The following is a 13,227-nucleotide window of genomic DNA, read 5'->3' as shown; positions in this document are numbered from 1 at the left end:
TATGATGATAGTCCTTATTTGTATTATCATTATTGCTTTGTTTTTTGAATTTATTAATGGATTTCACGATGTTGCAAATGTTGTGGCAACTCCGATTGCGTCAAAGTCACTTTCACCATATCAAGCAATTATTATTGCTGCAATTTTTAATTTTATTGGTGCCTTTATGGGTACTGCCGTTGCAACCACAATTAGTAAAGGTTTAGTAGATGCTAATGTTATCACCCATTTAGTGCTTGTTGCGGCACTTATTGCTGCAATAAGTTGGAATTTATTTACTTGGTATTTTGGTATCCCTTCTAGTTCATCACATGCTCTAATTGGTTCTTTAGTAGGAGCTGCTATTGCGGTAAGTAATATCCATACCATTCACTATAGTGTCTTAATTGGTAAGGTTATTGTGCCGATGGTGTTATCACCGATTGTGGCATTTTTCTTAGCACTCATTTTAGTTGTTATTTTATTTCGTATCCTAAGCAAAAGAAAAACGCCGCGTAAATCTAATGCACGTATTCGAGAGTTGCAAGTGATCTCAAGCAGTTTATTGGCATTAAGTCATGGTTCAAATGATGCTCAAAAAACCATGTCAATTATTACTTTGGCTTTGTTTGGTTTTGGGCTTGTTTCTACCGTTTCCCATGTTCCAATATGGGTGATTTGTGTTTGTGCATTAACAATGGCTTTAGGGACTTTAGCAGGTGGTATGCGCATTATTAAAACACTTACCACTCGAGTAGCTAAAATTGGACCTGCAAATGGATTTGCTGCTGAGATGAGCTCAGGATTATTGATTTTAGGTGCTTCTCATTTGGGCTTGCCGGTAAGTACAACGCAAGCTGCTTCTGGTTCGATTATGGGAGCAGGGTATCCTGAAAGTGGTGGCGTAAATTGGAAAGTGGTGCGTACAATGGCAACTGCATGGCTTTTAACTTTACCATGTTGCATGCTACTGAGTTTTATTGCCTACAAATTATTATTTGTATTATTTGGAGAGCTTGGAACTTCTGTCAATATTTAGGTTGCGGTCATGTTATTAAAATTAGAAAGAAAATCAACGCTCAGTATTGCTAGTATTTATGTTTTTAGAATGCTGGGACTTTTTATTATCTTGCCTATTTTTAGTTTATATGCTGATAAAATTATTGATGCAACACCAACACTTATGGGGGCTGCGCTGGGTATTTATGGTTTAACGCAAGCATTATTACAAATTGTACTTGGTGTGCTATCAGATAAATATGGTCGCAAGCCAATCATTTTATTTGGGCTAATTATTTTTATCTTAGGTAGTGTTGTCGCTGCGATGTCACATACTATTTATGGTATTATCATAGGGCGCGCTTTACAAGGTGCCGGGGCAATAGGTAGCACTTTAACTGCATTAATTGCGGATACAACAACTGAAGAAAACAGAATGAAAGCGATGTCTGTGATTGGCATGGCGATTGGTTTGTCATTTATTGGTGCAATGGTGATCAGTCCAATTTTAAATTCAATCATTGGACTAAGTGGTATTTTTTGGCTTACCGCAATGCTTGGTGTGATTGGTATTGTGATTCTAATATATGGTGTACCAACACCGACTAAGATCATTTTTCATCGTGGTACAGAGACCACACCAAGTCAAATTAAGAATGTGCTGTGGAAATCTGAATTGCTGCGTTTAAATTATGGTATTTTTAGTCTGCATACAATGCTAACAGCATTATTTTTAGTTATCCCAATTATCTTGATTGATTATATTGGTATTAGCATATCGAAGCAGTGGATAGTATATTTACCTGTGTTGTTTATTTCCTTTTTACTTATGATTCCATTTATTTTCATTGCGGAAACTAAAAATTTAATTAAACCAATTTTTATTGGAGCAATAATTGTTTTAACTGCAATACAATTTTTATTAGTTGAATTCTACCAACATATTATCATTATGAGTGTATTGCTTGTTTTGTATTTTGCAAGCTTTACATTTCTAGAGGCAGCACTGCCTTCCCTTATTTCCAAAATGGCATCAATTACAAGCAAAGGCACAGCAATGGGGGTCTACTCAAGTACACAATTTTTGGGTATTTTTTTTGGTGGTGTAATGGGTGGTGTGGTACTTCATCAGACAAATATTAAAGGTATTTTTATCTTCAATGGAATGCTTGGATTGATATGGATTATAATTGCCGTAACGATGCAAAAACCAAAACAAGTGAGTTCAAAGTTGTATAGCTTAAAAAACCTAAAGCAAAAAATAGACGCTAAAGCACTGCAACAACAGATCATCAAACTGCCTGGTGTTGAAGAAGCAATGGTGTGTATGGATGAATGTGTGGCTTATCTTAAAGTTGATAAAAAATATTTCGATGAAAAAAAGTTAAAAATGCTTTTTAATTGAGTCTGTAACGTCTGAATTTTGTTATCTGTTTGATTCATAGAGATGAGTTCAATTTTTTATGCGAATATTCTTCTGTGATTAAGTGTTTCTTTTCTAAGCTGCAATGCTTTTGCAGAGTTTTTCTAGATTTGACAAAATAACGATGAGTTTCAGTGGGTTTTTGCACATTGCGGGAAGTTTGAGATAGTTACGGTAAAAAATGGTTCACAGAATCTAGATTACAGTGAGAGCTTTAAATTCTTTTTTCTAAAAACTTTCCTTTGAAAAAAGACAGTACATCTTCAACAAAATAATCAATCTCCGAATGTGTCATAAATCTTGCATGAGCAGTATCGTCTGTGTTAACAAGTACCGTAGTCATTCCTAGTTGTTTCGCGGGAATTAAATTATGTGATGAGTCTTCAAAAAAAACTGCTTTGTTTGGTGTAATTTTTAGCACATCAAAGCAATACTGATATGCTTTTATATTTGGTTTTGGAATCAATCCAGTACATTCCAAAGTCACAACATCTTGAATCACTTGATGTAATCCAAGCTTATTGATAACGCGTCCTGCATGATAACGTGAACCATTGGTAAATATCGATAAATGTTTACCATTTTCTTTTAATACATTCAAAAATGTCAAAAGTTCATTATCTAGTTGTAAGCTTTCCAATGGTACGTTATCAACTACCTTTAGAAACTCATATGGATTAATGTTGTGATGGTACATAAGACCGTGCATCGTCGTGCCAAAGCTGCGATAATATTTCTCTCTTAAAAAATCCGCCTCTTTACGAGGAATCTTTAACTTATTTACAATAAAGTTAGACATATTGCGCAGTTGCAAATCAAAAAAGGCAGAACTTGCCGAATAAAGGGTATTATCTAAATCAAATACATAATGCTCAAAATTCAAGTGCATCTTAGTTTTTCTTAATCCTTAATCACATATAGCGCAAGCTTAGTGAGTTTAGCCAATATTTGAAAGTAGTTTTTCAGTCTCTATTTTAATGCAAGTTTAATTTATAAAGGATGTGATCATAACGGTTACCGCTCACTTGCTGGTGATTTGGCAAAAGCATGTCAAACTGAAAACCCAAGCGCTTAGCTACTTTTTGACTTCTTTTGTTTTCAACTGCGCAACTTATCGATACGTCTAATAAATCAAACGCATGAAATCCGTAATCAATCAATGCTTTAACAGATTTTGTCATAATTCCTAATCCAAGATAATCTTGAGCTAACCAATAACCAATTTCAGCACTTTTAGTTTGTTGGTGGATAGAATTAAAACTCACTATCCCGATAAGCTTATTTTCAATAAAAATACCTAAAATTAAGCTTTTCTGCTCCAAGAATCCCTGATGGGTAAAATAGATAAAATCGACCGCATCTTGCAGTTGCATCAGTACATTTGCCCATTCAAACCACATCTGTAGATGGTTTTGATTGTATAACTTTAATTGATGTAAGCTTTCTGCATCACATGGTCGCAATAACCTAAGCTTAATAACACCATCCACAGGAATAATAAGCTTTTCTAATCTTTCCAATTGTTGGTAAATTACTTGCGTAACAGGTACCTTGATATTTTTCTTTTTGGCCATTTCAATGAAGTTATGGTAAATACTGCCAAGTTCCATTGGTTTGCCTTCATTATAGTCATACCACATACTAAAGTAAGCTCCTCGATATTCAGATCTGGTCAATGCATGGATAAGGTTATTTATCTTGTCCGTTGATAAGAAAACGTTATAGGCTTTCGCAACCTCAATGACTTCATTGCCAACATCGGTTATTATCTTAACTGTTTTTATGTCTTTTGCCATGCTGGGCATGTCTTGCTGAGATATGACTGATACACCGTTACAAGAAGCACTAATCAATAATTTTTGAAAGCGTAAATCCAGCACACTTTTTTCTTTAATAACTTCATCAAATATATACTTTAACACATATTCAATGTGCGTATTTTCACAATTAGTGCAAAACGCATAATTTAAGTTAGACAAATGATTATGCCATGTGATCACATTAGCATGTTTACTGACTTTAATGTGACTAATTGCCCCAATTATAACATTACTCTTATGAATTAAACTTAATAATTTTTCCTCTTCACCAATTCCATTTTGGATCATTACAATAGTTTTATTTTTGAGCTGCGCTAACTGGCTAAAAACAACATCATTTGCCGTTGATTTTGTACAAATAAAAATGACCTCTCCATTTATTTCTGCAACGTTTGTTACAATGTCATCGAAATTTGCATAAGCCTCTATATTACCAACAATTTTCAAATTTATAGAAATATGATTTTGACTCATTTCTTTAAATACTAGTTGCACAGGAATACCTGCGCATTTTAATTTCACTGCAATAAACCCACCCACTGCGCCTACGCCAATAATGCTGACTTTCATGTGCACTTCTTCCTGGTTATGCTCAATTTATGTTATATTGCCATGATATTAATAAAATAAAAATTACGTTTATGCCAATTCGAAGCTTTAATGAGATTACGCCCAAAATTGATAATAGTGCCTTTATTGACCCTATGGCAACTGTAACCGGTGATGTAATTATTGGTAAACACAGTTCCATATGGACAAATGTTAGTATTCGAGGAGATTTACTGAACATTACCATAGGCAATAAAAGCAATGTTCAAGATAATAGCAGCATTCATACCACACAGTTCTTTGATCGCCCTGGGTGTGGCTTTGATGTGAAAATTGGTGATGAAGTCACCATTGGGCATGGTGCGATTATTCATGGCTGCCATATTGGCAATCAAGTCTTAATTGGCATGGGAGCAATTATATTAGATGGCGCTATTATCGAAGATGAGGTTATTATTGGTGCAGGTGCTGTCGTTTCTCCTGGCAAAAAACTAGAATCAGGTTTTTTATATATAGGTGCTCCAGCTAGACAGGTGCGCCCATTAAAAGAAAGTGAGAAACAATATATTCGTGCAAATGCTCAAAATTATTGCGAAATTATGCAACAGCATAAAAAAGGATTAAACCAGTAATATGTCTATTTTCACTCACACCTTACAGCTTATTGAATCAAAATATATATCTCTTTTGGGCTTTCCCTACGAAAAGCGAATGAATAAAAATATGTGGCAAAATTCAACTTGTCAAAAACACACAAAATGCAAGGCGAGCAAGTCTGTGAAATGGTCTATCTGTGTATATGCCTTGCGAAACTTAAGTTATTTTATTAGCGTTAGTTTTATGGCTATTTTTATTAGTTCTTGTACGACTATCAGCATACCTAAATCACCATTATTGACAAGTCAAAACCCAGAAAGCCAATGGCAAAACTATCAAAGAATCTTAACCACTCTAACCACTTGGCAAGTTTCTGGTGTGGTTGGTGTTGTAATGAATCAAAAAGGTGAATCTGCCAATTTTATTTGGAAACAAAACAAAAATTCTTTCTGGATCCAAATTTATGGTCCGCTTGGCTTAGGTGCAACAACGTTTGAAGGAGATACTAATACTCAAGAAGTAACTTTAAAGCGTAGTAATGGTGAAACTGTTAAAGCTAAAAGCTTACAAATATTAATGCAATCTCAATTAGGTTGGAGCATCCCTATTGCTGGGCTTTACTACTGGGTACGTGGTTTATACATCCCTAATGCTGCACATATACTTACACTTAATGAATATGGATTAATCCAAAATTTACAGCAACAAGGCTGGATGATTGATTACAGTCGTTATATGTTATTTGCCCATAAATATCCACTTGCTGAAAAAATGATATTTCGTTATGGTGAGGACTTAAAAATTACCTTGATTATTAAAATATGGCAACTCAATCCTTAATTTATCCTTCATTTGCTAAAATAAATCTATTTTTACACATTACAGGTAAGCGTCACGATGGTTACCATGATCTGCAAACGTGGTTTCAATTTATCGATTTAAAAGACTATTTGCATTTTACACCACGCCAAGACAATGAGATCTCGATTTTAAGCAACATTAAAATCACAGAGCTCTATAACAATTTAGTTTATAAGGCTTCAAATGCACTCAAAGCCTTTGCCCAGAATCCAATTGGTTTTGACATTTTTATTGAAAAGAATATTCCATTAGGAGCTGGTCTTGGCGGTGGCAGCAGTAATGCTGCTACCACCCTTATTGCACTTAACACACTGTGGCAATGCAATTTATCAAATGAAATGCTCCATGCAATTGGTGCCAAGCTTGGTGCCGATGTTCCTATATTTTTATTCCAAAAAGCAGCTTGGGCAGAAGGCATAGGTGAATTACTTACTGAGAAACCCTATATTGAACAATATGCTTTGATTATAAAACCCAATTTTCATGCCTCAACTGCTAAACTTTTTAATCACCCAAGTCTCAATAAACATAAGCCACTATTAGATAAAAATGCTGAAATAGACTTGTCGCAACAAGAAAATGTATTTTTAATCGCTATATCGAACCTCTATCCAGATGTTTGCCAAGAGTTAAATAAATTGCCTGATGCTAATCAACTAAAGCTGACAGGAACAGGTGCTTGTTTTTACCTATTGAGTCCAGATCTTGATCGCCTTTTACAAAATAAGAAAAACTTAAAAAAAGATATTGACAGTTGGATAGTTAAGACATTAAACTTTGCTCCTGTCGAAAGATGACAACCCTTGAAGTTAAAGGGTTTTATCGTCAAGATTGGGCTGTCGCCAAGCGGTAAGGCAACGGGTTTTGATCCCGTCATACCTAGGTTCGAATCCTAGCAGCCCAGCCATAAACTCCTATAATACTCCTTATATTTCGGGTTACAGTTAGAGATGTAAAATAAGTCTAAAAAATGTCTCTTTTTACTGTTTAGTGATCTTGATATTTGAGAGTTCTTGCAAGTAGACAAGATTGATCAAAGGTTTTAATATAAACTGATAGACTTAAGTTATTTTTGAGACATTACTAAGCTTTAAATTAAATTATGTAATGTTGAAATTTTAAGTTTTTATTAAGCTTTAGCTTTTAATTTTGTGTTGTCTTTGTTCACTTATCTTGAGTGAATTTATTTAACTTCAACTTAAAAATGAGGAAAAGCAATGAAAAAATTATTATTAGTATTAGGTTTAGCTGCTGCTTCAACAACTATTTTTGCAACTGGTTATCAGGTCTATAGTGAACCAAATAAAAATTCACAAGTTATTTCTCAATTAACAGACCAAAACCAAAATCAATATATCCAATTTTACCAGCAAGGTGACTGGGTGAAGGTAGCAAATACTCAAACAGGAGCAGTTGGCTGGGTAGATACGGCAAAAATGCAACAATCACAAGCTAAATATCAAAATGCTATTAATGCATTAACTGCTGAGCAAAAGCAACTTGAAGCGCAACGACAATTATTTGAGCAAAACTATCAGCAAGCCGTTTCTCATTTGCAACAAAAAGTGCAACGATTACAGCAACAAATGAATGCAAAAACTGAGCAACCAATTCCAAATGTGCAAGTAAACGATCAACCTGTAGTACAGAATCAAACCCAAACAAATATTCAACGTTCATTTAATGCGATAAGTATAAAAACGAATTCAGACGGAAAAACAGCGACAGTGACAAAAGAATGGTTAGGGAATGATGGTAAAATTCATAAGGAAACTAAACAAGTTACTTTAAGTGACTTACAAAATACATCTTTGAATTTCTGAGTTTTGACAATATCTGACAAAGTCAATTTTAAGGATCAATTTTTAATGTTTCTATTGAGTTGAATGCGATGAGTTAGAATAATGCTGACAAGCGCGCATATTGCCAATGTGGATAAAATAATAGACAGTGGTAATTGACTTTTTAGTGGTATAAAAGCAGCAAGAGCAGTTAAGATTCCAGCACCTAAATTTTGTGTACCTCCTAAAACTGCTCCTGCCGTTCCTGCAATATTGGGAAACGCTTCTAATGCCTTAGTTGTTGCAGTTGGAAAAATAATGCCACAGCCTAGAAAATAAATGCAACCAGGTAAAATAATACCTAAGCTTGTGATCCCAACTAAGTAATAAGATAAAATCATAGTAATTCCACTTATGAATAAAGTAACACAGCCAATCAGTAACAAATGATCTAAGCTATATACGCGAGCAAGTCTAGCTGAAAGAAAGCTACCAAACATATAAAATGGTAAAGGAATAATAAACAACAAACTTGTGATTGCTGGAGAAAATTGCAAAATAGAAGTAAAAAGTGCACCAGAGCTCACTTCAAATATGGCGATACCACTATTAGCAACAATCAAAAGAATCAGATTTATGATAAAGTTGGAATTGCAAAACACAAGTTTATATTTAGAAAATACATTTCCACGGGCAGATCTTTGTAAGTTTGTTTCAGGGAAGAAAGCCCACTGGATAATAAAGAGCAAGATCCCATAAATACTTAAGAATACGAAAATTGCACGCCAACTATGTAGATCGGAAAATAAACCACCTAGTAAAGGTGCGATAAGTGGTGAAAAAATAAGTGCAATTGCCATAATGCTATTTGCACTATGTAGCTTTAATCCAGAGTACAAATCACGCATCACTGTCCTTACCATGACACCAGCAACTGCTGTACCACTACCCTGTAGAAAGCTTGCACATAAGAGTGTTACAAAATGTGTTGAGAATATTGCTAAGGTGGAACCCAACGTAAAAAAGATGATTCCAACTAAAATCATAGGTCTACGACCAAAGCGATCAGAGTAAGGACCGTAAACAAACTGTAATAAGCCATAAGGGAAAAGGTAACAAGCAATAACTGCCTGCATTCTACCTACACTTACTGAAAAATCATGTGCCATTTGGGTCATTGCAGGAACGTATATAGTGTTTGTCATTTGTCCCGCAGCTGTCAAAATAATAATCAAACTTAAAATTCGGTAGAAATTACGATCAAAGGTTGCCATAGTAGCATCTGAATTAAGTGGCTCATAAATTTGTTGTCATAATATCCTAAAATAAGAAAAATAAAAGTATTGTAATTGTTATTTTGGGGTAACCTTAACTGAATAGACTCCTTATCTGTATATGTATTGCCTGAAGCAATATCTAGGCTTAAAAGCCTTATAAACTCAATTCCTGATCATCAGCTGTTATTAGACGGCAAACTAATAGCCCTATGAGATTAGTGAAATGCAAAAAGTATAAGATTTGTACCCAACTCTTTCGAGATAGAACTATAAAAATGAATTATTATCTTTATAATTTGGAGCAATTGCATATGGGAGTGGGAATTATAATTTGTGTAGCATTAGCTATATATTGCATCACAATTCGTTTAATGCTGAAAAGGCTGATATATCAAAAATAAATAATTTTGTGACAGACTGTAGGGTTCAAAGCTAAAAAGGCTGTAAATAAGTATATGATATGTATATACTGCCAAGCCAAAGAGACAAGCAAGCTTTTACATTATGTTACTTACTTTAGACGTTGGCAATTCACATATCCATGCAGGAGTTTTTAACCAAGATGAGTTGGTTTTGCAGTTTCGTTATACTACTGCATCTGCGCATGGTAGTTCAGATCAAATTGGTATTTTCTTGCGCCAAGCGTTGCATGAAAATAAAATTAACTCTAAGACGATTACAGGAGTAGCTGTGGCTTCAGTTGTGCCTGCAATTAATTATTCTTTGCGTTCTGCAGTTTTAAAATATTTTGACCTTGAACCTTTTTTTCTACAACCAGGTGTGAAAACAGGTTTAAAAATGCAAGTAGCAACGCCAAAGGAAGTTGGTGCAGACAGAATTGCCGGCTGTATAGCGGCAGTGCAATTATTTCCAAATACAGATATTTTGGTTATAGATTTGGGAACAGCTACCGTATTTGACGTTGTGCGTAAAGATAAGACATATTTGAGTGGGGCTATTTTGCCAGGCGTGCGAGTTTCTTTAGATGCACTAAGTGCAAGTGCAGCACAACTTTCATCAGTGAGTATTGTAAAACCACAGATAGTAATTGGTAAAGATACTGATACTAATTTGCAATCAGGCATATATTATGGACATCTAGGTGCGTTAAAAGAGCTTAAATCAGCGATGATTAATGAGATTAATGTAGAGGCAAATGAAGTTGTTACAATTGCAACGGGTGGTTTTTCACAGTTGTTTAACGTTAAAGGATTGTTTGATATGATCGTGCCAGATCTGGTTTTACAAGGTATTAAAATAGCCTTTGATAAAAATAAAATACAAGAGAAATAAATAAATGCGACCAACTAGGGAACAAGCAGAACAAGCAATAAAAACGTTATTAGAATATATAGGTGAAAATCCAAATCGCGAAGGGCTAATTGAGACACCTAAGCGCGTCATAAAATCGTATGATGAGTTTTTTAAAGGGTATTCAGAAGAGCCAGAAGAAATTTTAGCAAAAACCTTTGAGGATGTTGAAGGTTATGATGAGATTGTATTGTTAAAAAACATGCGTTTAGAATCGTATTGCGAACATCATATGGTCCCGATTGTCGGCAAGGCTCATGTTGCTTATTTACCTAATGGTAAAGTCGTGGGAATTAGCAAAATTGCACGTGTAGTAGACGTGTATTCAAAACGGTTACAAACCCAAGAGCGCTTAACGATGCAAATTGCTTTAGCGATTGAGAAAGCCTTAATTCCCAAAGGGGTTGCTGTCATCATTGACTCTATGCACCAATGTATGACAACACGAGGCGTACGTAAGTCTGAAACCTCAACGGTTACAAGTTGCATGCGTGGCATTTTTAGGCGTGATGAAAAAAGTAGAAGTGAATTGATGTTACTTATTTCAGGGTTAAATTAAGATTCCAAATTAACCATAAAGCTATAAAAAAGCTTGGTTTAATGTGTATTATTTATATAATAATTGAATCATAAATTCACCTAATCATGTAATGAAAAAGTTGCTGATACTCTTAGTGTGCTATTGCCTTGTAGGATGCGCTAGTACACATGAAATTATCACAAGCTCAATGCAAAAAACAGTTGCGGCTCCAATAAATGATGTTCATTATGTAGATAAATTAGTAAAATTACCTAAAAATGCGACAGCTTACCTTGCTTACCCTAATAATGGATATGATGATTTGCATAGCTATCCACAAAGTGGTAAAAAAGCAATTAATGTGATTAATCAAAGTTTTAAATCTTATTTTAGAGAGCTACATTGCGCTAAAGATTTCAGATCCGCACAGTTTGAATATTTGGCAGCTAGAGAAAAAAATTACGACTATTTTATTTTGCCGCGTATTACTAAGTGGACAGATAGCTATACACTATTTACAGGAATAGCAGATGAAGTAGTAATGAATTTAAAGATTTATGATTTAAAAACAAACACACTCATCAATGAGATAAGAATCAACAGTCAAAGCTCAAAAGTACCAGGTTTTGAAAAATCACCATCAGAGTTGTTACAAGAACCACTATCGGCAATTGCGAGTCATTTATTTATAGATGAGATGTAGGTTATAAGCATGGATAAAGAAAGACTCACCGAAGCTTATGCAATTTTACCAATGGAATTTACTGAGAATCACGAACTTCCCTTTTTTGATGAATGTGATTTACACGATTTAATTGATGCTGGTGAAGACGTTTTTAAACGTAAGGTTATGATGACTAAAGAAACATATCACGCTTGGCAGATGATGCAAAAAATTGCGCAACGTGAAGGCGTGTCATTACTGATTGTGTCAGCATTTCGAAGCTATACCTATCAGGCTAAGATTATTGCCAATAAGTTAGCAAAAGGACTGTCATTAAATGAGATCTTAAAAGTTTCTGCTTTACCTGGATTTAGTGAGCATCACACAGGAAGAGCTCTTGATTTAACCACTGATGATGAAAAGCAAGTTTTAACACAAGCCTTTGAGAATACAAAAGCGTTTCAGTGGCTTACACAAAATGCACATAAATTTAACTTTTATCTTAGTTATTCACGGAATAATAGTTATGGCTTTATTTATGAACCCTGGCATTGGTGTTATAAATCCTAGTAAGGTTATGTTATGCTTTTTATTCCTATAACAAAATTCTAAATCAACATGTTACAGCATTATGCTTTGGTGCTTGAGTATTGTGGCACTAAATACAGTGGTTGGCAAAGGCAAATACATAGTAAGAGTGTACAAGAAGTATTAGAAAATGCTTTATCACAAATTGCTAATCAAAAAATACAAGTGGTATGTGCAGGGCGTACAGATGCAGGTGTTCATGCTACTGCTCAAGTGGTGCATTTCTCGACAACAGCAGTTAGAAAGTTGCAAGCATGGGTATTAGGTACTAATGCGCATTTGCCAAACGATATTAAGATTAGTTGTGCCTATCAAGTAGATGTAAATTTTAGCGCACGCTTTAGCGCATTATATCGCCGCTATCAATATGTTATTTATCAACATAAAACCAGCAGTGCTTTATGGTATGAGCGTAGTACATGGTTTAACCAAAACCTAGACATATTGGGCATGAATGAAGCTTGCCAGTATCTTCTTGGTGAGCAAGATTTTAGTGTATTTCGTTCATCACAATGCCAATCACTTAGCACTAATCGGAATATTCACCATGCTTATTTTACGCAAAAAAACGCATTCATCATATTTGATATTCAAGGTAATGCTTTTTTGCATCACATGGTAAGAAATATTGTTGGATCGATGTTAGAGGTGGGTTTGTCTAAACGCACGCCACAGTGGATACAAACGCTTATTGCAAAAAAAGATCGCACATTAGCAGGTCAAACTGCGCCAGCTCAGGGTTTATATTTAATTGAGGTGGGCTATCCGGAGCATCTAGGCATTAAAGCATATCAATATGTTCCATTTATTCATCATTAAAATGAGGTTTTGATTATGTCGTGTAGGTTTTATTTAGAA

The 13,227-nt window shown here is 34.7% G+C and carries 14 protein-coding genes and 1 tRNA gene; 12 read left to right on the top strand and 3 right to left on the bottom strand.

The genetic code is table 11. The features are described 5' to 3' along the window. Nucleotide 1: 1 nt before the first annotated feature. Nucleotides 2-1,018: an inorganic phosphate transporter gene (locus M1V25_RS03400; protein ID WP_116963384.1), complete on the top strand. Its 1,017-nt coding sequence runs from the start codon at nucleotides 2-4 to the stop codon at nucleotides 1,016-1,018. Between the two features lie 9 nt (nucleotides 1,019-1,027). After that, nucleotides 1,028-2,383, top strand: coding sequence for an MFS transporter (locus tag M1V25_RS03395; RefSeq protein WP_498842436.1), 1,356 nt, complete (start codon nucleotides 1,028-1,030; stop codon nucleotides 2,381-2,383). 232 nt (nucleotides 2,384-2,615) lie between these two features. On the opposite strand, the gene M1V25_RS03390 is transcribed toward M1V25_RS03395, so the two are convergent. Together M1V25_RS03390 and M1V25_RS03385 are read right to left on the bottom strand one after the other, a co-directional pair. Further along, nucleotides 2,616-3,290 carry a pyrimidine 5'-nucleotidase gene (locus M1V25_RS03390; protein WP_498842435.1) on the bottom strand — a complete coding sequence of 225 codons (675 nt, stop codon included), beginning with the start codon at nucleotides 3,288-3,290 and terminating at the stop codon, nucleotides 2,616-2,618. 85 nt (nucleotides 3,291-3,375) lie between these two features. Continuing rightward, nucleotides 3,376-4,791 carry a GNAT family N-acetyltransferase gene (locus M1V25_RS03385; protein WP_116963387.1) on the bottom strand — a complete coding sequence of 472 codons (1,416 nt, stop codon included), beginning with the start codon at nucleotides 4,789-4,791 and terminating at the stop codon, nucleotides 3,376-3,378. Nucleotides 4,792-4,820: 29 nt separating this feature from the next. On the opposite strand from M1V25_RS03385, the gene M1V25_RS03380 reads away from it, so the two are divergent. The 5 genes from M1V25_RS03380 (at nucleotide 4,821) to M1V25_RS03360 (ending at nucleotide 8,051) form a co-directional block, all read left to right on the top strand. Beyond that, complete coding sequence (locus M1V25_RS03380; protein WP_498842434.1) at nucleotides 4,821-5,402, top strand: gamma carbonic anhydrase family protein; 582 nt, start codon at nucleotides 4,821-4,823, stop codon at nucleotides 5,400-5,402. Nucleotides 5,403-5,547: 145 nt separating this feature from the next. Beyond that, nucleotides 5,548-6,207, top strand: coding sequence for a lipoprotein insertase outer membrane protein LolB (gene lolB, locus M1V25_RS03375; protein ID WP_498842433.1), 660 nt, complete (start codon nucleotides 5,548-5,550; stop codon nucleotides 6,205-6,207). Next, nucleotides 6,189-7,025: a 4-(cytidine 5'-diphospho)-2-C-methyl-D-erythritol kinase gene (gene ispE / locus M1V25_RS03370; RefSeq protein ID WP_498842432.1), complete on the top strand. Its 837-nt coding sequence runs from the start codon at nucleotides 6,189-6,191 to the stop codon at nucleotides 7,023-7,025. Before lolB ends, ispE begins: the two co-directional genes overlap by 19 nt. 35 nt (nucleotides 7,026-7,060) lie before the next feature. Further along, nucleotides 7,061-7,135, top strand: a tRNA-Gln gene (locus M1V25_RS03365). 310 nt (nucleotides 7,136-7,445) lie between these two features. Beyond that, nucleotides 7,446-8,051 (top strand): hypothetical protein, encoded by a 606-nt coding sequence (locus tag M1V25_RS03360; protein WP_498842431.1) that lies wholly within the window; start codon nucleotides 7,446-7,448, stop codon nucleotides 8,049-8,051. Between the two features lie 35 nt (nucleotides 8,052-8,086). On the opposite strand, the gene M1V25_RS03355 is transcribed toward M1V25_RS03360, so the two are convergent. Continuing rightward, a complete protein-coding gene (locus M1V25_RS03355) occupies nucleotides 8,087-9,283 on the bottom strand; it encodes an MFS transporter (RefSeq protein ID WP_116963392.1) in 1,197 nt (398 codons plus the stop codon). Nucleotides 9,284-9,790: 507 nt separating this feature from the next. On the opposite strand from M1V25_RS03355, the gene M1V25_RS03350 reads away from it, so the two are divergent. From M1V25_RS03350 to truA, 5 genes are all read left to right on the top strand, one after another. After that, complete coding sequence (locus M1V25_RS03350) at nucleotides 9,791-10,579, top strand: type III pantothenate kinase (RefSeq protein WP_116963393.1); 789 nt, start codon at nucleotides 9,791-9,793, stop codon at nucleotides 10,577-10,579. Between the two features lie 4 nt (nucleotides 10,580-10,583). Continuing rightward, a complete protein-coding gene (gene folE, locus M1V25_RS03345; protein WP_498842430.1) occupies nucleotides 10,584-11,156 on the top strand; it encodes a GTP cyclohydrolase I FolE in 573 nt (190 codons plus the stop codon). A gap of 169 nt (nucleotides 11,157-11,325) precedes the next feature. Continuing rightward, nucleotides 11,326-11,820 (top strand): DUF4823 domain-containing protein, encoded by a 495-nt coding sequence (locus M1V25_RS03340; RefSeq protein WP_157966557.1) that lies wholly within the window; start codon nucleotides 11,326-11,328, stop codon nucleotides 11,818-11,820. 51 nt (nucleotides 11,821-11,871) lie between these two features. Continuing rightward, nucleotides 11,872-12,351, top strand: coding sequence for a D-alanyl-D-alanine carboxypeptidase family protein (locus tag M1V25_RS03335; RefSeq protein WP_116963412.1), 480 nt, complete (start codon nucleotides 11,872-11,874; stop codon nucleotides 12,349-12,351). Nucleotides 12,352-12,399: 48 nt separating this feature from the next. Continuing rightward, nucleotides 12,400-13,188 (top strand): tRNA pseudouridine(38-40) synthase TruA, encoded by a 789-nt coding sequence (gene truA / locus M1V25_RS03330; RefSeq protein WP_116963396.1) that lies wholly within the window; start codon nucleotides 12,400-12,402, stop codon nucleotides 13,186-13,188. The last annotated feature ends 39 nt before the right edge of the window (nucleotides 13,189-13,227 follow it).

The sequence above is a fragment of the Candidatus Nebulibacter yamunensis genome (assembly GCF_024208055.1).
Taxonomy (GTDB): domain Bacteria; phylum Pseudomonadota; class Gammaproteobacteria; order Francisellales; family Francisellaceae; genus Caedibacter; species Caedibacter lacustris.
This window is presented reverse-complemented; position numbering and strand designations above follow the sequence as displayed.

Coding starts and splice junctions, on each gene's coding strand:
- folE (WP_498842430.1), top strand. CDS start 10,584: ATGCGACCAACTAGGGAACAAGCAGAACAAGCAATAAAAACGTTATTA.
- M1V25_RS03350 (WP_116963393.1), top strand. CDS start 9,791: ATGTTACTTACTTTAGACGTTGGCAATTCACATATCCATGCAGGAGTT.
- M1V25_RS03395 (WP_498842436.1), top strand. CDS start 1,028: ATGTTATTAAAATTAGAAAGAAAATCAACGCTCAGTATTGCTAGTATT.
- M1V25_RS03390 (WP_498842435.1), bottom strand. CDS start 3,290: ATGCACTTGAATTTTGAGCATTATGTATTTGATTTAGATAATACCCTT.
- M1V25_RS03400 (WP_116963384.1), top strand. CDS start 2: ATGATGATAGTCCTTATTTGTATTATCATTATTGCTTTGTTTTTTGAA.
- M1V25_RS03335 (WP_116963412.1), top strand. CDS start 11,872: ATGGAATTTACTGAGAATCACGAACTTCCCTTTTTTGATGAATGTGAT.
- M1V25_RS03380 (WP_498842434.1), top strand. CDS start 4,821: ATGTTATATTGCCATGATATTAATAAAATAAAAATTACGTTTATGCCA.
- truA (WP_116963396.1), top strand. CDS start 12,400: ATGTTACAGCATTATGCTTTGGTGCTTGAGTATTGTGGCACTAAATAC.
- M1V25_RS03360 (WP_498842431.1), top strand. CDS start 7,446: ATGAAAAAATTATTATTAGTATTAGGTTTAGCTGCTGCTTCAACAACT.
- M1V25_RS03385 (WP_116963387.1), bottom strand. CDS start 4,791: ATGAAAGTCAGCATTATTGGCGTAGGCGCAGTGGGTGGGTTTATTGCA.
- ispE (WP_498842432.1), top strand. CDS start 6,189: ATGGCAACTCAATCCTTAATTTATCCTTCATTTGCTAAAATAAATCTA.
- M1V25_RS03340 (WP_157966557.1), top strand. CDS start 11,326: ATGCAAAAAACAGTTGCGGCTCCAATAAATGATGTTCATTATGTAGAT.
- M1V25_RS03355 (WP_116963392.1), bottom strand. CDS start 9,283: ATGGCAACCTTTGATCGTAATTTCTACCGAATTTTAAGTTTGATTATT.